Raw genomic sequence first — 19,304 nt, 5'->3', positions numbered from 1 at the left:
CCCCCCAAAATAATGAATTAGTTAATCATTTGTATCGTTTTAACTCTTTACTGCGCCGAGCGTCATGCCTTTGACAAAGTATTTTTGCAAAAAAGGATACACGATAAGAATCGGCACTGTAACAATAATAGTGATTGCCATTTTAACGGATTCCGGCGAAATTTGTGACATGCGCTCAGCCATATTAGCGGCATCTTGAGAATTGTTTGCACTTGTAGTAGTACTTTGCAAAATTTTCATTAACTCATATTGCAGAGTTGTCAAAGATTCGTTAGACCCGTTAAAAAGATAAGTATCGAACCATGAATTCCATTGCCCCACCGCCAAGAACAGAGCCACGGTAGCTAATGCGGGTTTGCAAAGAGGAAGAATAACGCGCCAGTATATAGTGAAATCGTTGGCGCCATCCAGCTTAGCAGATTCTTGCAGCGCATAAGGCAGACCGTCTATAAAGGAACGGATAACGAAGACATTAAATGCACTTACAAGACCTGGCAGAATGTAGACAGCAAACGTATCAATCAAGTGCAGATCCCTCATCAGAATAAAACCCGGAATCAAGCCCCCGGTGACATACATAGTGACAGCAAGAAAAATTGAAATAAATCTTCTCGCCTGAAAATCACTCCGCGCAAGCGTGTAAGCCAGCATAGAACCGCTGATCAAGCCTGCTATGGTACCAATGACGGTCCGCAGAAAGGAAATTTTGAACCCGGTAGTCAGGCTTCCATAAGTGAAAATCAGACTATAGTTATCCAACGTGAATTGCCTTGGCCAGATGGTGATTCCTCCTCTAACGGTATCTACTGAATCGTTAAAGGATATGGCCAGTACGTTTAAGAATGGATAGATCGTCAGAATGGTTACGATAATCATTGAAAGATAAACGATTACTTCAAGGATTCGATCTTGTGGTGCTTTCGCCTGAAGGCTCTGTTTTACCCGGCCGACCGGCGCATTGCTATTAACAACCCCCATGTCACCCTTCCTCCTTACATAATGCTTTCATTTGTAAAGCGCTTAAAAATTCCGTTAGCCGCAAACAATAGGATGAGGCTTATCAACGAATTGAAGATATTGATAGCCGTTCCGAAGGAGTATCGTCCCATAGCCAGACCATAATTAAGCGCATACAAATCAAGCACTTCAGAGTAATCGATGACCAGGTGATTCCCTAGCAGAAATTGTTTCTCAAAACCTGTACCTAACAGATGACCAATGGACATAATCAAAAGGACGATCATTGTCGGCCGGATACCCGGCAACGTAATATGCCATATTTGTTTCAATCGGCTAGCACCGTCTACCCGTGCAGCTTCATACAATTCAGGACCAATACCGGATATAGCAGCCAGGTAAATGATTGCGTTCCAGCCTGTTTCCTTCCAAATATCCGCACCAGTTACAATCCCCCAGAATAAGTGGCCTTTGGCCATAAACTGAATCGGCTGATCGATAAGGTTCAGGCCAAGGAGGATATCATTCACTACTCCGCCGTCCGTAGAGAGCATTTTGGCGACAATCCCTGCGGCAACCACCCAGGAAACAAAGTGTGGAAGATAAGATACGGTCTGGACAAACCGTTTTAAAGCCTGAACACGGACCTCATTTAGGAGCAGAGCAAAGACGACAGGTACAATGAAACCGGCGATCAGCCCCATAAAACTCATAGCCAGCGTGTTTCGCAGCACTTGGTAGAAGTGATCATCACTGAACAAGCTGCGAAAATGCTCTAAGCCCACCCATTTCTGTTCAAAAAAACCTAATCCAGGTTTATATTTCTGGAAAGCCATGGTCCAGCCCCATAAGGGTAAATACTGGAACACAAAGACCCAAAGAACGAATGGTATAGACATGTAGTACAGATACTTCTGATTTTTAAACTCCTTCCAGGCACTTTTTTTTCTCTTTTTGTATGCGTTTTCCGCATTTACTGTTATCGTTTTCATAGTTCCTCCCCTCTCTTGAATACATAATAAATCAGAAGGGAGGCATGGCCCATACTAAGAATTTCGGGGAAAATCATCCACTAATTATGGATTTTATAATCCGACGGAGAACGGCCTTCGTATTTTTTGAATTTGCTGTGAAAGTAATTAACGTTCGTGTAACCGACATGCTCGGCCACTTCGTATACCTTCATTCCTTGGCCCAGAAACTCTTTTGCTTTTTGGATGCGGACCCTGTCCAGATAAGTATTAAAGTACTCTCCGGTCATAGTCCTGAACAACTGTCCCAAATAAGGGGTGCTATAGTTTAGCAGTCCTGCAAGCGATGACAGCCTTAGGTCATCTGCATAATGTCTATTAATGAAGTCGAGCATTTTTTTAATTTCCTGCTCCTTGCCTTTAGGTTCGAAGTCCTCCGCAAATGCTGACAAGAAACAGTGGATCTCTTCTATGAGATCCTGCAGATGATCATGCTGGTATATCCCGTTTAAAAATCGTGAGACTGTCTCCGTTTCCTTTAACTCGATCCGGGAGGCAGCGGCCAGTTTATGAATAATCGCGTTAGAAAGAAAAAAGAAGGATTGTTTAACAGACTGCTCATCTTGTCCCTGCTTGAGAAAAAATGCTGCGGCCTCGTTTAGCAGCTGAAGTACCATTGTCTTGTTTCCTGCATCCAGGCAATAATACAAGCGGAATATTAAATCTTCTATCCTCTCTTCATAGTTGTCATCGGGCAGCCGGGACATTGCCGGCGAAGGCAAACAAGAAATATCCGGCTCCAGAAGACTATCCTTAGTGCTGAAAAAAGCTTGTTTTACCGCTTTCTGGGCTTTTGAATAAGAGCTGCTAATATGTTCCGGTTCGGTAACAGCCCCTCCGGTTGCAGCAGCGAATCGGGTATCGCCTGCGATGCTCCGAACTTCGCCGTACAGATTATCGCGCCGTTGTCTTCCGTGCAGCGGCGCGTTGAGCAGAAGAATGACATAGGGGGAGATAACGGTCACCATTCCCCTACTTCGCCCCTCTATCCCTTGTTTCAGTCCAACTGAAAGCCGGATTAATTCTTCAGAACGATCCGCATCGGAAACTCGCGGATAGATGACCACAACTTCGTAGCTGCCCCATAACAAATCCGCTTGTTTTGTCTTACTTCTCAGCTTTGCCGGATCTTCCGTCTTCTGCTGAGGAACAAGTAGACTGTGTAGATACAAATCCCGGTCCATAACCTCTGTCTGACGCCCCTCGTTCGAAAGGGAATCCTTTTCGATCTGCTCACGCACCAGCTTTAAACTAGCGGACATTTCGCTGATGTTCACTGGTTTAAGGAGATAACCCGCAACCCCATACTTGATCGCTTGTTTGGCGTATTCGAAATCGGCATATCCGCTGAGAATAAGAACATGCAAATGTTGACCTGCCGCTCTTAAGCGCTGAATCAATTGTAAGCCGTCCATAACCGGCATACGGATATCTGCAATTACAACCTGAGGGTTTTCTTCCTCGATAACTTTCAATGCTTCTTTACCATTGCCTGCTGTAGCTATAACTGTAAAACCGAGACTCCCCCACGGAATTAGCGTTTGAAGTCCTTGACGGAGCTTCGGTTCATCGTCCACGATCACTACCTTAATCATTGGATGCACCTCCAGGAATGAAAAACGTGATGTAAGTGCCTTTCCCGAGCTCGCTTTCGATACTCAAGGCACTGGATGCCCCGTACAGCATGACGAGCCGATCGTTTACATTTCTAATACCAATCCGCTTGCTTTCCTGCTCATGTACGGATACGGCAAGCTCCGCTCGAATACTAGCGAGACGTTCTGCCGGGAAGCCTGCGCCGTTGTCCCATACCTTGACTCGAACTCCCTTCGGGATTCTCTTCACTTCAACACTAATGACAGCTCCTTCTTCGCGGTTATCAAGACCATGAACGATGGAATTTTCCACTAAAGGCTGAATAATTAACGGAGGGACGGGCATCTCCTCCAAATCGGGATCAACCGTCAAGCTATATTTCAACCGGTCTTCATAGCGGAACTTTTGCATACCCAGATAACAGCGCACACGCTCAAGTTCTTCCCGAAGCGGAATGTTGCCGTTACCAGCCTCCAGACTGCTGCGCAATAACGTGCTCAGAAGCCACACGGCCTCCGCGATATCATCCTGCTTGCGAATGTGAGCCTCCATTCGTATAGATTCCAAAGAGTTGAAGAGAAAATGCGGATTAATCTGGCTTGCCAGCATTTTGAACTTAATCTCGTTTTGTCTTTGCTCTACAAGATTTTTCTGATGATTCGTTTCTTGGACTTCTTGGACCAAATCATGCACGCTTCTAACGAGCGCATTAAATTGCTTGGACAACAAACCAACTTCATCTTTACCGTCAATATGGAGATACGTTTCCCAAGATCCCAATCCCACTTTGGACATATGTTTGCTTAGGCGAAGCAGCCTTCTGGATAATAGCGAAGCTGAAGCATAGATTAGCAAAACTGCAAATACCAGGCTGACCGTTATCACAACTACGCCGAGCCTGATCACTTGATTGGCATCACGGGTAATCTCGGAAACGGAAAAAATGGAAATGATCCGAAGTCCATTCCAGCTATTCTCCGGATTCAGATTTGCGATCACCACTTTGGAGGCTTTGCCGCCCACGACCGTGTTATAACTGCCTTCCTGACGCGAAAGTATCTGTTCTTCTCCATCAATTTCTGACAGGTTCTTCCCGAAAAACTCCGCTTCATTAGAGCCGACGACCCGATTCCGGTTATCCACGATAAGCGTAGTGAACGACTCCTGGTCCAGAATCGAACTTAATTGCTGTTTATCTACATTAATGACCAGAACACCTTTTTGCCCAATTGAATCCACAGAGAATGAACGTATGAGACTAAGATGCTCGGTATCGTTACGTTCATCCTTGATTAGGTTCCAGCCGGCAAGTCCTTTCTGATCTATGGCCTCCTTGTACCACGCTTCGGCCGTAATGGTATGGTCCGGCTGGATAAATTCCCAGTTGTTGAGTGCTTTCGGATTAACGACATACACACGAATGCTGGAAATCTCTTTATACAATTGGATATAGTCGCGAATATCCGTATATTCCCGGTATGCCTGAATAACCTCGGTGTAACTTTCATATTTTTTGGTGGCCACCCTCTTCATCCGGTTATCAATGGTTAGCCGATAGGAAATGTCCAGCGGTACCTTAATCAGCTCTTCCGTACGTTTTCTGACGCGCTCCACATTGTCAGTTACTTGCGAAGAGGCGTTATTAATGACAATCTCCCGAAGCTTCCCGGTCAAAAATAAGCTGGATAACACCAACGGAAGAACAGCCGCTGAAATAAATGTAAGCGCCAGCTTCTTCTTCATTTTCATGTCATTCATCATTCGGGTAAAATTCATGGAATAATCCTCCCGGGCCAATACGGCCACTGCACGCAAAATGCCCCTTTTCACACAAAAAGGGGCATTGATTTATTGATGTGTTTTACTCTTTCGGATAGTGAAAGCTCCTTTACATCAAGCCTTGTCAGGACTCACAGCTCGGATACGGAACCATCCGCTTTCATGATCCTTTTGTTCATAAGGAAGGGGCAGCCCCAACTGCATTAACCTATCTCCCCCATGGATAGACTGTTCTCCACTGTATCCCGACTGAATCTCGTATGCGAGTTCCGCATGAAGCCCGGCTAGACGCAAAAATCTCTGGGGCGCGTTTGGCACGGCCATCACTTGGAAATAGTAGACCAGCGCCTCTTCTTTATTCTCGGAAACAAACATCCAAGCGGACTCATTTCCTTCGAAGGGGCTCTTCAAGCGGTACAGATCACCCCTCTGTACTAATCCGCGAATCTCCTTGTAAGTTACGATTTGGCGTTTGACCGTCTCTTTGTCCTCTTCAGAGAATTTCGTAAGATCAAGCTCATAACCAAAGTTTCCAGACATCGCGACATCGCCCCGGAAATCAAGGGGTGTTATTCTGCCCACTTGATGGTTCGGCACGGCCGACACATGCGCTCCGATTGCGCTTACGGGGTAAACCAGGCTGGTGCCGTATTGAATCTTCAGCCGTTCCACGGCGTCGGTATTATCACTGGTCCAGGTTTGCGGCATGTAATAGAGCATGCCTGGATCAAACCGGCCGCCTCCGCTGGAGCAACTCTCGAAAAGAATATGCGGGAATGCGGTGGTAATGCGCTCTAACAGCTCGTACAATCCCAGAACATAACGATGGGCGGTCTCGGATTGACGCTCCGGCGGCAGGTCAGCCGAGCCTATTTCTGTTAAACATCGGTTCATATCCCACTTCACATAAGAGACCGGCACACTGGAAAAAATAGCGGACAGCGAGTCATAGATATAATCGCGCACTTCTTTGCGGGTATAATCCAGCACTAGCTGCCATCTTGCTTCGCTGCGTCTCCGTCCCGGAACATGAAGGCACCAGTCTGGATGCTCCCGGTACAGCATACTGTCCGGCGAGATCATCTCAGGCTCAACCCAGAGCCCGAATTTCAGGCCTAGCTTATTGATGCGTTCCGCAACCTCCTGAAGACCACCCGGGAGCTTCCGGCGATCCTCGTACCAATCACCAAGCGAAGAATTGTCAGAATCCCGTTTCCCGAACCAGCCATCATCCAAAACAAACAGCTCAATCCCCAGCTTGGCTCCCTCTTCTGCTATCGACACCAGCTTATCGCTATTAAAGTCAAAGTAGGTAGCTTCCCAGTTATTGACTAGAACAGGACGTTCTTCGTCCCGATATTCCCCCCGGCAAAGCCGGGTCCGATACAGACGGTGATACGTTCGTGACATGTCTCCCAGTCCTTGCCCGGAGTAAACCATAACGGTTTCCGGGGTCTGGAAACTCTCCCCTGGACTGAGCAGCCACGCAAAATCAAAGGAGTTTATCCCGATGCTAAACCGGGTAGAGCCAAACGAGTCCACTTCCGCATCTGCTTCAAAGCCACCACTATAGACAAGGCTAAAACCAAAAGCCTCACCGTGGTGTTCTGTCGTTTCCGGAGTGACCAACGCGGCAAAAGGGTTGAATTGATGGCCGCTCATGCCTCTTTTACTATCGATTCGGGTCTCCCCTTGATGAAGCGCTTTGCGGGTAATATTACCTTCCCGAGCCCAGGCACCTGAAAGATACGTTATCTCAAAATCGCGTTTACCCGGAAAATCGACACTGGCACTCAGGGCACGCCGAAGCCGCAACTTTGTGCCACCCTCATTACTCAGCCGGGCCGAGCGAATGATGACGTCACGATCCGCGAAGATGCTATAACTAAGCACAACTTTAAGCCCTGAATAAGCATCTGTTAAATCCAGTTCCAACGTATCTGTTTCCGTTTCATCCTCGGTATAAACGGCCGGTAGCCCGGCTAGGAGAGGCTTTCCCTTAGTCATCCGGTAACCTTCATATTTCAGCTCAGTGATACGTGTTCCATCCTCAAGTTCAACCTGATACGCCGGATTCCGGAAGTCTCCGCTCCCATATTGCGGGTATTCTTGCGGCAGCCGATCTATTCCAGCCTTTTTTGGGGTAGAAATTAGCAAATCGGACATTGGTTCCCGGTGTTTCAGTCTGCTTCCCCAATATACATGCACAGGGTGACCATCTACTATCTGTAAAATGTAGCTCATACCGGACGACTGCAGATGAAACAGCCCGGCTTGCTCTTGTACAATTATGCCCATAGCAAAATATCCCTTCCTTCCAGTGAATACTGTCCACATGGTTTAATACTTGATAAGCCCATGCAATAAGACAGGCACTTCTATAGAAATAATATATTAAACTCAGACATAGAGTACATGGCATGGTACTCACTAAATATGTTATGATACTAGATATTTTATATTAAGGAGATTTACTGTGATTGAGTATTTACCACGAAGTAAACAGCATACAGAGTTACAACTCAACCAATTCGGCATTGAGGAATGTATACCGGGTCATTTTTTCGGGCCAGCTGTGCGGAGTCACTATTTACTCCATTATGTTTTGAGCGGAGAGGGATTTTTTGAAGTCGGCGGAATCAAATATCCGTTGCGGAAGGGGCAAGGTTTCTTAATTTCCCCCGATGTATTCACTTATTATCAAGCTGATACAGCAAATCCTTGGTCCTATTGCTGGGTTGGTTTTAACGGAACATCGGCGGAACTGCTCCTCAAGCAAGCAGGGCTAACAAAGGATTCCCCCATCTTCCACTACGATAGGGATGATAAGATTTACCAATACTTGCAGTTAATGAACGAGTCGCGGGAATTCCGTAAAGCCCGGGAAACCAGATTGACGGGGCTTCTTTATTTATTGTTATCGCTGCTCGTGGAGTTCAGTCCGGCTACATCCCCTGAATTAAAAGAAACCCGTGCTGAGATTTACGTTGAAAAGGTAAAGGATTTTATCGAGATGAATTATCCCGAAAAAATAACCATTACGGACATTGCCCAATTTATCGGACTCAACCGGAGCTATTTGTGTTCATTATTCAAACAGCGGATGCATATAAGCATCCAGGATTATTTAATTCGCTATAGAATCAATAGAGCATGTGAGATCATGGGAAACGCGGAACTTTCGATCGCTGACATTTCCCGATCCGTAGGCTACAGCGATGCTTTACTATTCTCAAAAATGTTCAAAAAGCTAAAGGGCTCCTCTCCTAAACATTACCGTGCGGAAATTCTTGCCCTATCCCAGGACGATTCCCCAAAGCAAATTCTGCAAATTGAAGAGGAACATCTTTTTTATAGCGGATTCACACCATGAGAAATAGAAGAAATAAAAATGGTAAATTCCGAGATACAAGTGTCGTTATATTTAGAGCCTAGGTTGACTTCTAATATGGTGAACGTAATGCTGGTTGTTGCTTTAACTTTTGGCAGATCCCATACGGATTCCTTCGTGAAATCAGCAATGACAGAGGTTCCATCGGAGAAGGTTATTTTTGCTTTGCGCACACTGTTGTTCTCCAGATATGCGGAGACGGATTTACCATACCCCGGAAAAACCTTCAAGCTGCTAACCTCAGTTTTTTTGGGGAAGCTAACCGTAAAGCTTTGTCCTATTCCACTCCCTTTAACCCCTTCGCACCAGCATGTGGCTGTATCCCCATCGATTACTTGATTTGCACTATAAGAGCCGGCCTTCGATTTAGGTAATGTGGATGATGCTGTGATTTTTGAAACCTTAACTTTGTTGGCAAAATGAGAGGATTGCGACCATAAATCCTTGATTTCTGTTGCCTTATAGGTGTGCAAATTCACTTTATATTCGGTTAAAAGAATTCCTCTTACATACACTTCGATATAAACAATCCAATTTTCACCTCCAAAAGCCGAAAAGACTCCGACCTCTATAGGCGGAGATGAATCGGCGGTTTTCAACTATTCAGCGAACATATGTGCTATACTGTAAAAAAATACTACAAAAGGGGGTGTCGCACATGATCGTTCACCAAGCGTATAAATATCGCATCTACCCAAATACCGGGCAACAGCAACTCATTCGTCGAATGTTTGGCTGTTGCCGCTTTGTGTTCAATCATTTCCTGGAAGAGTGGAACCAAACCTATGCCGAGACAGGCAAAGGTTTGTCCTATCAGACCTGTGCGACACAGCTCCCCGTCCTAAAAACCCAATATGACTGGCTCAAAGAAGTCGATAGTATTGCTTTACAGTCCGCCGTTCGGCATGTGGCAGATAGCTTTGACCGCTTTTTCAAAAAACAAAATCAAGCGCCTCGCTTCAAAAGCCGGAAGCATCCAGTACAAAGCTACACCACGAAATTCACGAACGGAAATATCGCCATTGAAGGCAACCGGTTGAAGCTTCCCAAGCTCGGCTGGATGCGTTTCGCCAACTCTCGGAAGCTGGAGGGGCGTATACTGTCCGCTACGGTACGTCAAAACGCCAGCGATAAGTATTTCGTCTCCCTGGTTTGCGAGGTCGAAAAGACCCCGCTCCCACAAGTAGATGTACATATCGGCATTGACTTGGGGCTTAAGGAATACGCGGTGTGCTCAAGCGGCGAGCATTTTGCCAACCCCAGGTTTTACCGTCAATACGAGAAAAAGCTAGCGCTGTGGCAGCGGCGGTTGGGGAGACGCACACCAGGGGGCTCCAACTGGAAGAAAGCCAAGAAACACATTGCCCGTATTCACGAACACATTGCAAATTCCCGGCACGATTTTCTCCACAAGATGACAACGAAGCTGATCCGTGAGTACCAAACGATCAGCATCGAACATCTGCGTGTGGCGAATATGATTCAAAATCCCAAACTCTCCAAGTCCATCGCTGATGCGTCCTGGGGCGAATGGGTTCGTCAACTCACGTATAAAGCATCCTGGTATGGAAGAACCCTCCGGGTTGCCGACACCTTCGAGCCGACCAGTCAGCAGTGCCACGTATGCGGCACAATCCATCCCGAAGTGAAGAACCTCTCGATTCGAGAATGGACATGTGCAGCTTGCGGAACACACCATGATCGGGATGAAAATGCGGCTCATAATATCAAACAGTTAGCGGTATAGCTATTACACGTAGAACTGCGGGAACGCAGGGATCGCTTGCCCATAAGAGGAGATTGCTCCTCTGTTCGCAAGAATCCACCCTTTCAAGCGTCAGCTAAGTGGTGGGGATTCAATGCTTTCATTGTCTGCAGCAGGGTAAATGAATTTCACCAGATTGGACTCTTTGCATTTGCAGTATTGGGATACAACAGCTTTGGCATCCTCAGGCTTTGGAACGCGGTTCGCATAAGGATCACGAATGAAGGTCCGCGGCTGAGCAAAAATTTTGTCTATGTCCGGCGGAAGTCCTCCCATTTTAAGCACGATCGTGCCAGATTTGAATTCAATGATACCCTCTCCCCGCATAGTCCTTGGATTTTCATGCTCGGTATAGTCCAGGTATTCGTAGGTGAATTTCACGGGTTTCTGTTCATTAACAGTAATAGGTCTGAGACTCTAAAGCAGCTTTGCCCGTATTCTTATCAAATGTAAGATTTATCGTACCGTCGAGATCCTCGACCTCAACCAATACTTTGTCAACCCATTCACCTCCGTAAGACGACCCCAATGAACTGGAAGTTGGAGACGCAGCATATAAACTGTAGGTGAATAGGGAGTTAACAACCATAAAGATAATCAAACCATTAATCATTAGTTTTCGAATTGCCATCGCATCCTCGCTTCTTTTCTTATCCAAAAATAAAGCTATTGACTTCCACCCCCATATACACTAGTACTTGACAGGCATATGCTATAGTAAAAATAAAAGGTGAAAATATGGAACGTAATAAAGCAATAAAAGACAAAGTTAATGAAGAGGATAACAAAGTATTTGCTTTATTAAGCAATTATTTAAATAATAAACCTGACTTCATAAGCAAAGAAGAAATTGATGAGATTGTTAAATATGGTGTAACTATCGAATATGCGTTTAATCTAATATTTGCAGCTGCTTTAGGACTAGATATTGTTGATAAGGTTGATGATGCAGACTTATTCAACAAATATTTCAATAAGATGTCTCATAAACTGGATGCCAATGAGTATTATAACAATTCGTATTTTAAGAACATTAAGATACCAACAATAAAAAAGGGCAATAGTGAACTAAAATATGAAAAATACAAACCTTACGAAGTTTTTGTTTGCAATGACATAATCACAACACGAGAAGGAAGACAAATCCCACAGATTGGTTTCTTTGAAACTGAATTCATATTCCCAGCAATTCTAGAGAATAATAGAATCTGGATGACCATCACACCGAATGAAATAGAAACCATGAAAGAAGCTGTAGCCAAGGCATTTGGTAATGTACTTACTTTTGGACTGGGGCTTGGTTATTATGCCTATATGATCTCAGAAAAAGATCAGGTTGAAAGTATTACGATTGTTGAAAGCAATGAAGATGTTATTCAATTATTTAGTAAATGTATATTGCCACAATTCAAAAACACTCAAAAAATAAAGATTATCAAAGCAGATGCCTTTGAATATGCACAAGAACATATGGCTAAGGGGAATTATGATTTTGTCTTTACGGATTTATGGCATGATGTTTCTGATGGAATTGATATGTATTTAAGTATGAAAGAGCATGAAAAACAAAGTCCATCAACTGTATTTATGTATTGGATAGAAAAATCTATTTTGTGCTATTTATAACTATGTAACATGTCCAGGTTACAGTGGACTTTGCTCTTTTCAATCATCAGATCGGCTTCCTTGATCATATCCTCGGCTCTGAGCCGAGGATATCTATACGGGTTATTTCATCGACTTCCTTGTCTGTCCCTCTATACATCACTCTTTAAGAGAACCTACTACAATTCCTGTAACAAAATATTTTTGCATAAAAGGGTAAATTAAGAGCAGCGGCAATGTGGAGACAACGATTTTGGCGGCATTTAGTGTCCGGTTTGAAATTTTGGCGTATTCGATCAGCTTTTGCGGATCGGTTATATTTTGCGCGTCTACGCTGAGCTGCTGGATATAAGTCTGCAACGGATAGTTTGACGTTTTATTTATATACACCAGAGCACCGAAATAATCATTCCAATGCCCAACAATCGTGAACAGCGTTACCGTAGCAATTGTAGGCAACACCACAGGCACGTATATGGTTGAAAGAATTCTCCACTGCGAAGCCCCATCAATGGTTGCAGCTTCCTCCAAGGATTTGGGCACTGCCCGGAACGCATTCATCAATAGAATGACATTCCCGACCGCCACGGCTCCCGGCAGAATCAGAGCCCATATGGAATCGAGGAGATGAAGCCCTTTGACTACCATAAAGGTTGGAATTAGCCCCCCGGAGAACAGCATGGCGATAATCACAATATTCATGTACACCTTCTGCGCCCGGAATTGTTTTGAGCTTTTCGATAACGGATAAGCGGCCAGAATCATCAGACTCATGTTGACAATCAAACCAAGGACAACCCGCTCTACCGAAATCATAAATGAGCGCCAAAACTGGCTGTCCGAGAATAGCTTCTCATAGGAACTGAACGTAGGATGAACCGGAAAAATACTTACCATGTTGGCAGAAACCGCTGCGTTGTCACTGAACGAAATAGCAACCAGATTAATTAAAGGAATCAGGCAGGACAAAGTGAAAGCTAGCAGCAATATCCAGATCATGATGTCGGCAATTCGGCTTTTTATGGAATGCGCGTAAATGGAAAACACCTCCCTCTTTAGAAAATCCGGTAATCCGTTAACTTTTGAGCTAGCTTATTGGCAGAAAGAATGAGGACGATTCCGACAACAGACCGCAAGAGCCCGATGGCTGTACCCAAGCTGTATTGTCTCTCCACTAAGCCTACCCGGTATACATAAGTGTCAATAATATCGGAAGTTGCGTAAACCAAGGGATTATAAAGATTGAAAATTTGGTCAAAACCGGCATTGAGTACATTAGGCAAATTTAAAGTCGTAACAAGTAATATGGTAGGCATCAAGCCGGGCAAAGTCACATACCACAGTTGTTTAAAACGATTGGCTCCGTCGATGGAAGACGCCTCATAAAGTCCCGGATCAATAGCCGTCAATGAGGCTAAGTATATGATGGAGCCATATCCAAACCCTTTCCACACATCAGTCAGCACCAGCATAGGTCTAAACCAATGATTGCTGGCCATAAACAAAACCGGGTCAATGCCAAGCCATCCCAATAATGCGTTGACCGGTCCTTCGTACGAAAAAATATTCATCACGACTGTAGCCAATACGGCCCAGGAAAGAAAATTAGGCAAATAAACAACGGTCTGCATAAACTTTTTGGCAAAACGTACGCGGATTTCATTTAACAATAAGGCGAATACAATCGAAACAAAGGTTCCCACAATAATTTTCCATATGGCGATTACCATTGTGTTCATTAAAATCTGCCGGCTGTCGGGAATTTGAAACATAAACTTGAAATTATCAAGACCCACCCATGCTGATCCGCTGATACCTTTCGCCGGAATGTAATTTTGAAAAGCCATTACGATGCCGAACATGGGTATGAAGGAGAAAATAAACAAGAATACCATACTCGGTGCGAGCATAAGGTGGAACGCAGTTTGGTCTTTTTTATTTTTCATCAAGAATCATCTCTTTCAGCATCATTTGGAGGTGAGTGCTTCGTTGACTTCCTTTGTAATCGTATCGCCGCCGGTTTTTTTCCAGCTGCTCACAAAACTATCAAATGCATCAGGCGTTTGCTCTCCGGTAATGATCTTCAAATACATTTCAAGCTCCATTTTCGTCAATGTCGGCCACTTCAGCGCCATGGAAGGCGTTGTTCCAAAAAAGATAGGGTTAATCTCGTTAACTTTTGAATTCTTGACCAGGTTGGCAGTTGTGATGCTCGAAGTATACCCAGCCCACGCGGTCGGGTCCGGCTTCTCTCCGTTTTTTAAACTGTCCAGATATTTCTTGTAGGAGCGGTAGGAGTTCTTATCAATATTACTGAGCAGTTTGCTGCTGTCACCGGTCTTTAGCGCATCCTCATAAATCCCGACATTACGGTAAAATGCATCATAGTAATCGATATTCATGGCCAGCGGAGAGCCACCGATATTATTGCTGCTGTAGTCTTCAAACTCCTTCAAAATGGTTGCGTCCTTTTCCAGATAACGCTGGTAATCAAACTGAAGGCTGGCCATTTTTACAGCAACCTCCGGATGCTCGAACCCCTTCCGAACCACAAGGTAACTGCTCGCAGGATTGCCGGTGAACATCGTAACTGAGCCATCCTCCGATTGCGGAGCCACATAGGAAACCCACTTGGCATCCGGGTTCAGCTTAAGCGTATCCGCCACCGTCCAGCTTCCCCACCAGTTGTCCATGAACGAACCGCTTTTTCCGCTGGTAAGCAGTGCCTTTCGGTCGTCCGATGTCCGCACGGCAAATTGTTGGTCAATCAATTTCTTGTTGTATAGATCCGCCAGCTTTGCAAGGGCAGGTTTCATTTCAGGCTGTACGGAACCATAAGCCGCCTTACCACTTCCATCCTTAATCCATTGTTTTGGGAAAGCGCCATACAGCGCAAAAATGTTATTCAATTCATATTGCCCCCCGGATATTCCGGCAACATTTTCATTATCGACCACAAGACCGACCGTTTTTCCGGCTCCATTGCCGCCGGGATCTTTCTCTAGAAATTGAGTAATAATATTTTCTACATCATCCATCGTTTTAGGCTCGGAGAGGCCCAGTTTATCCATCCAGTCTTTACGCAACCAAAGTACACCCGGGCCGTGTGAAATTTCGGTAGTGGGCAGGGCCATTATTTTATCGTCAAATCTGGCGGTCTCCAGAACACGGCCATCATAGGAATCGTAAATCTCCTTGATCCGGTCGCTGGCACAGTTTGTATAAGCATCCGTCAAATCCGCAATCAGATCGTTCTCATAGAGCTGTTGCAGGGTGGTCTGGTCGGAAACCACCATGATGTCGGGAATAGTGCCCCCTGCAATGGCCATCGAAACCTTTTGAACATAATCCGTGCCGTCATTCGCTTCAAATGCAACTTCGTTTTGCACGTTGAGCTTATTTTTAAAATATCTCGTCCACACATTGTTGGTGGAATTATCCCCCTCATAAGCTGTCCCCTCAAGCGCCGTATAGCTAGTTGCTGTCGCTCCAACCGTATAGTTAACGGTTTCAGGATAGGCTTCATAAGGTGTCGTCATGGCTTTCTTCCATGCCGGATCATTCAAATTGACCGCAGAGTCTTTGGTGGTATTGTTGGAATTGGAGTTTTGACAACCTGCGAGCGAAGCGGATAAAAGCGCTGTCAACAAGATAAAAGCAGACTTTTTAACTGTCGATTTCATTACATAATCCCCCTTAATTGATAAGAACAAAAGCCCGTATTGTTTTGCCTCTTCATTGTAGAACTATGGCCATTTGACCGTATACGCAAATAAATTACGTTTTACACAAATATATAACTCACTTTAAGCAACATGTTTTGCCCGCTGATTGAATTCATTTAAACCATGGTACAATCAAAATGAATTACTGGGTTTGGCATACTGCGCTTGGAGAGGAAGACCGAAATGTTAAGCATATTAGTAGTAGATGACCAAAGGGAAGAACGGGAGGGTATTGAATTTCTCATTCATGAACTGGGGTTTCCCCTCCATGTCGTAACGGCGGAAAACGGACGAAAGGCTCTCGATTATTTGGAGCATAAGTCTGTAGATATCCTCTTTACTGATGTTAGAATGCCCTTAATGGATGGACTGCAGCTTTCAAAAAAAGCTTTAAGCCTTCAATCCAGATTGAAAGTTATTCTGTTCAGCGGCTTCGCCGAATTTGAATATGCAAAAACGGCCATCTCCCTCGGTGTTTCTGATTATCTCCTCAAACCGATCAATGTTGAAGCCTTTCAAAATACCATGCAAAAAGTAATGGATCAGTTAATGGACCAAAAACAGGAAAATGCTGCTTCGCAAATTAAACAAGGTTATGTTAAGAAACATGTGCTTTTTAATCTGGTTAACGGCTTGGGAATGCCGTCCTCTATGAAGGATGTTTCGTTCGGTCTGCCCGATCATTATCATGGAATGGTTTTGATGGAATTTGAAAAGAATTTTTTTGAGAATGCCGAACCGGATTTCGAGGAATTTATCTTGTCTTTGTTAGAGGGGCAGATTGATTACTTAAATCTAAATGATTGTCAAAGTCTGCTGCTGTTTTCCCAGCGCCAATCATGGTCTTTCTCTTCATCCCATGAATTAGGCATGCATATACGAGACAGCATACTAAAGAAATATAAAGTGAATTGCTACCTTGCTATTCATGATGAAATCACCAGGCTACCGGATCTTTCAACAGCTCTGATTCAATTAGATCAACTGATGGAATACCGGTTCTTCTCACCGGATTTTTTTGTATTTGATGTCAAAAAAGATTTTTATTTTGCTGATGATTGGCTCCCCGAACTATCAGATAATGATTTATTAGACAAAATCAGAAGTGATTTGATGGCTAGAGATTTTTTCAGTCTTAGAGCCAATACAGATTTACTGTATCAGAAATATGCGAAGCAGCTTCAATTTTCACAATTATATGTCAAGTATTTGTTCTCCTCTTTGTATCAGGAAATTATGACTTATTCAGCACCTATCCCTGAAATAGAGCTCTGCCGGGGAATCGAAAAACTATACAAATCAGAAGAATTAAAGGAAATAAAAGAAATCATATTTGAAGGGATTGCCCGTCTTGAACAAGAGTACAGCATTTCGGAATTTTTAAACCGGGATATTGCTTCTGTAAAGCAGTACATCGGGGAACATTATGGCGAGGATTTGAGTTTGGATCTTCTTGCTGCAAAGGTACATTTGTCTCCCCATTATCTAAGTTCAATTTTCAAAAAGAACACGGGGAACGGATTAAACAAGTATATTAAAAATGTTCGTATGAAAATAGCGAAAGACTTGCTGATGCAGACACATCTAAAAGTATCGGACATTTGCTATAAAGTGGGATTTCAAAACGTTTCTTATTTTTGCCAAAATTTCAGAGATTTTTTCGGGCATACTCCTGAGAAATTCAGACAGCTGAATCAGAAACTCAACTTGGGAGAGGAATAGCATGCAGATATGGCGGTCTTTTAAACAGAGAATCGGTGACTTTCGATTTCAAACCAAAATAAAGCTTTCTTTTTTACTGGTAAGTATGATTCCTGTGATTGTTCTCGGAAGTTTTTGCTTCTCGAAAACCAGGTCACTCTTAGTGCAGCAAGCAAAAGCCGATCTAAATGCCACATTAACTCAAAGTGTCTTAACTGTAAATAATCAACTTGATGTTTATAATAAATTCATGAACTTTCTGAGCTTCAATCAAGAAATTATAAATGCCGCTAATAACACTTATACCAGTGAATATGAAATGTATGATCAGTTAACTAATGTAATCGATCAAAACTTCTATACCGCACGTTATTTAAATCCTGGAGTAGAACAAATCACGCTTTATACCGGGACTAATTTACCTCAACACGGAAACACCGTAATCCCTATTGATGAAATAAAGGGAACCTCCTGGTATCCGAATGTAATGAAATCGGTTGATGTTCTTTGGTCTGCCAGTGAAAAAAACATATACAGTGTCCGCAGAATCCTTAGCACGAAACACAGAAATCCCAAAGATAATATTCTATTTGCACGGGTTAACTATGATAAACTATTCAAAACTTTTGAGCCCCTCCAATTTCACGGCTCGGAGATTATTATATTGGACTCCAGCGGAAATACCGTCTATTCCTCGGGCGCTAACCGTGAAAATCCGGACATTCCGGTTACCGCTAAGCAACATTGGCAAAGTGAAAGCTACACCGCCTTGTCTTCTACTGTTCCGCTTGCGGGATGGAGCGTATATTTATATAAGCCGACAAATCTAATCACAAAGTCCGCATGGTGGATTGCCTTGATCGTGCTGTTGATGATTGCCGCCTGCATCGCGGCAGTTGTCGTGGCTGGCACTCTCTTTTCGCGTAGAATTATGTTGCCTATTCACCGGCTGCATAAAAGCATGAAGCTTGTTGGAGAAGGGAATTTGGAAATTAAAGTCTCTAGCGAGTCTAAAGATGAAATTGGTGATCTGATCAGAGGATTTGGAAATATGGTGGGGAAAACCAAAACTCTTATTGATACTGTGTATGTGGCAGAAATCGCACGCAAGGAATATGAGATGAAAGCTCTGCAGGCGCAAATCAACCCTCATTTCCTTTACAATTCCCTCTCTATAATTAATTGGAGAGCACTGCGAATCCATGCGACGGATATTAGTGAAATGGCACAGCTTTTATCAACATTTTATCGTACTACTCTCAATAAGGGAGATAATCTTATATTGGTTTCAGATGAAATTCTTAATGTGCAGTCCTATATTAATATCCAATTGATTATGCACAGCAACAATTTCAAAGTGGACTATCAGATTGATGACTCTATTCTTTCTTGCCTTATGCCCAATCTGATGCTCCAACCTTTAGTCGAAAATGCGATTATTCATGGAATTGAAAACCGTGAAGACGGTGATGGAATAATACGTCTCTCAGCCAAGAAAGAAGAGCAAAGTATTGTTCTGCAGATCACTGACAATGGGGTTGGAGTGGAGGAAGAGCAGCTTGTTCTTTTGCTTAAATCTCAATCTAAAGGTTATGGGCTTAAAAATGTAAATGATCGGGCGGTTCTAATGTACGGCAAGCAGTATGGATTGACGATCCATAGTATTGTCGGGGAAGGGACTCAAGTTACACTCAAAATTCCTTATGGCGAACTTCAAGTATGTTCCTAGTTTAAAGCATCTCCCCCCGTTGTTA

At 43.9% G+C, this 19,304-nt stretch carries 14 protein-coding genes; 5 read left to right on the top strand and 9 right to left on the bottom strand.

Annotated features, from left to right (window positions below; all coding sequences use genetic code 11):
- Window positions 1-39 precede the first annotated feature (39 nt).
- From NSS79_RS07745 to NSS79_RS07725, 5 genes are all read right to left on the bottom strand, one after another.
- Entirely contained in the window at window positions 40-978 is a 939-nt protein-coding gene (locus NSS79_RS07745) for a carbohydrate ABC transporter permease (RefSeq protein ID WP_342438895.1), read from the bottom strand.
- Window positions 979-992: 14 nt separating this feature from the next.
- Window positions 993-1,949 (bottom strand): sugar ABC transporter permease, encoded by a 957-nt coding sequence (locus tag NSS79_RS07740; RefSeq protein WP_342438894.1) that lies wholly within the window; start codon window positions 1,947-1,949, stop codon window positions 993-995.
- An 80-nt stretch (window positions 1,950-2,029) separates the two neighbouring features.
- Window positions 2,030-3,583, bottom strand: coding sequence for a response regulator transcription factor (locus NSS79_RS07735; RefSeq protein ID WP_342438893.1), 1,554 nt, complete (start codon window positions 3,581-3,583; stop codon window positions 2,030-2,032).
- Window positions 3,576-5,360, bottom strand: coding sequence for a sensor histidine kinase (locus NSS79_RS07730; protein ID WP_342438892.1), 1,785 nt, complete (start codon window positions 5,358-5,360; stop codon window positions 3,576-3,578). Before NSS79_RS07730 ends, NSS79_RS07735 begins: the two co-directional genes overlap by 8 nt.
- A gap of 117 nt (window positions 5,361-5,477) precedes the next feature.
- Complete coding sequence (locus NSS79_RS07725) at window positions 5,478-7,661, bottom strand: alpha-galactosidase (protein ID WP_342438891.1); 2,184 nt, start codon at window positions 7,659-7,661, stop codon at window positions 5,478-5,480.
- A gap of 178 nt (window positions 7,662-7,839) precedes the next feature.
- Between NSS79_RS07725 and NSS79_RS07720 the strand changes: the two genes are divergently transcribed.
- Complete coding sequence (locus NSS79_RS07720; RefSeq protein WP_342438890.1) at window positions 7,840-8,736, top strand: AraC family transcriptional regulator; 897 nt, start codon at window positions 7,840-7,842, stop codon at window positions 8,734-8,736.
- Here the strand turns inward: NSS79_RS07720 and NSS79_RS07715 are convergent.
- A complete protein-coding gene (locus tag NSS79_RS07715; protein ID WP_342438889.1) occupies window positions 8,715-9,353 on the bottom strand; it encodes a discoidin domain-containing protein in 639 nt (212 codons plus the stop codon). The two genes, NSS79_RS07720 and NSS79_RS07715, sit on opposite strands and share 22 nt — an antisense overlap.
- Window positions 9,354-9,412: 59 nt before the next feature.
- Between NSS79_RS07715 and tnpB the strand changes: the two genes are divergently transcribed.
- Both tnpB and NSS79_RS07705 read left to right on the top strand, forming a co-directional pair.
- Window positions 9,413-10,501 (top strand): IS200/IS605 family element RNA-guided endonuclease TnpB, encoded by a 1,089-nt coding sequence (tnpB, locus tag NSS79_RS07710; protein ID WP_342438888.1) that lies wholly within the window; start codon window positions 9,413-9,415, stop codon window positions 10,499-10,501.
- Window positions 10,502-11,257: 756 nt separating this feature from the next.
- Window positions 11,258-12,145: a hypothetical protein gene (locus NSS79_RS07705; protein WP_342438887.1), complete on the top strand. Its 888-nt coding sequence runs from the start codon at window positions 11,258-11,260 to the stop codon at window positions 12,143-12,145.
- Window positions 12,146-12,283: 138 nt separating this feature from the next.
- Here the strand turns inward: NSS79_RS07705 and NSS79_RS07700 are convergent, their stop codons facing one another.
- The 3 genes from NSS79_RS07700 to NSS79_RS07690 are packed head-to-tail and all read right to left on the bottom strand — an operon-like array spanning window position 12,284 to window position 15,807.
- Complete coding sequence (locus NSS79_RS07700) at window positions 12,284-13,162, bottom strand: carbohydrate ABC transporter permease (protein ID WP_342440317.1); 879 nt, start codon at window positions 13,160-13,162, stop codon at window positions 12,284-12,286.
- A 17-nt stretch (window positions 13,163-13,179) separates the two neighbouring features.
- Window positions 13,180-14,070, bottom strand: a complete 891-nt coding sequence (locus tag NSS79_RS07695) for an ABC transporter permease subunit (protein ID WP_342438886.1) — start codon at window positions 14,068-14,070, stop codon at window positions 13,180-13,182.
- 21 nt (window positions 14,071-14,091) lie between these two features.
- Window positions 14,092-15,807, bottom strand: a complete 1,716-nt coding sequence (locus NSS79_RS07690) for an extracellular solute-binding protein (RefSeq protein WP_342438885.1) — start codon at window positions 15,805-15,807, stop codon at window positions 14,092-14,094.
- A gap of 225 nt (window positions 15,808-16,032) precedes the next feature.
- On the opposite strand from NSS79_RS07690, the gene NSS79_RS07685 reads away from it, so the two are divergent.
- Window positions 16,033-17,571, top strand: coding sequence for a response regulator (locus NSS79_RS07685; protein ID WP_342438884.1), 1,539 nt, complete (start codon window positions 16,033-16,035; stop codon window positions 17,569-17,571).
- Window position 17,572: 1 nt separating this feature from the next.
- Complete coding sequence (locus NSS79_RS07680; protein WP_342438883.1) at window positions 17,573-19,279, top strand: histidine kinase; 1,707 nt, start codon at window positions 17,573-17,575, stop codon at window positions 19,277-19,279.
- Window positions 19,280-19,304: the final 25 nt, after the last annotated feature.

Source organism: Paenibacillus sp. FSL L8-0436, assembly GCF_038593025.1.
Classification (GTDB): Bacteria; Bacillota; Bacilli; order Paenibacillales; family Paenibacillaceae; genus Paenibacillus_AQ.
Note: the sequence above shows the minus strand (reverse complement) of the source record. Positions and strands in the feature narration are given on the sequence as shown.

Excerpts from the sequence above, each read along its gene's own strand:
- NSS79_RS07745 (WP_342438895.1), bottom strand. The coding sequence starts at position 978 with ATGGGGGTTGTTAATAGCAATGCGCCGGTCGGCCGGGTAAAACAGAGC.
- NSS79_RS07740 (WP_342438894.1), bottom strand. The coding sequence starts at position 1,949 with ATGAAAACGATAACAGTAAATGCGGAAAACGCATACAAAAAGAGAAAA.
- NSS79_RS07735 (WP_342438893.1), bottom strand. The coding sequence starts at position 3,583 with ATGATTAAGGTAGTGATCGTGGACGATGAACCGAAGCTCCGTCAAGGA.
- NSS79_RS07730 (WP_342438892.1), bottom strand. The coding sequence starts at position 5,360 with ATGAATTTTACCCGAATGATGAATGACATGAAAATGAAGAAGAAGCTG.
- NSS79_RS07725 (WP_342438891.1), bottom strand. The coding sequence starts at position 7,661 with ATGGGCATAATTGTACAAGAGCAAGCCGGGCTGTTTCATCTGCAGTCG.
- tnpB (WP_342438888.1), top strand. The coding sequence starts at position 9,413 with ATGATCGTTCACCAAGCGTATAAATATCGCATCTACCCAAATACCGGG.
- NSS79_RS07705 (WP_342438887.1), top strand. The coding sequence starts at position 11,258 with ATGGAACGTAATAAAGCAATAAAAGACAAAGTTAATGAAGAGGATAAC.
- NSS79_RS07695 (WP_342438886.1), bottom strand. The coding sequence starts at position 14,070 with ATGAAAAATAAAAAAGACCAAACTGCGTTCCACCTTATGCTCGCACCG.
- NSS79_RS07690 (WP_342438885.1), bottom strand. The coding sequence starts at position 15,807 with ATGAAATCGACAGTTAAAAAGTCTGCTTTTATCTTGTTGACAGCGCTT.
- NSS79_RS07685 (WP_342438884.1), top strand. The coding sequence starts at position 16,033 with ATGTTAAGCATATTAGTAGTAGATGACCAAAGGGAAGAACGGGAGGGT.
- NSS79_RS07680 (WP_342438883.1), top strand. The coding sequence starts at position 17,573 with ATGCAGATATGGCGGTCTTTTAAACAGAGAATCGGTGACTTTCGATTT.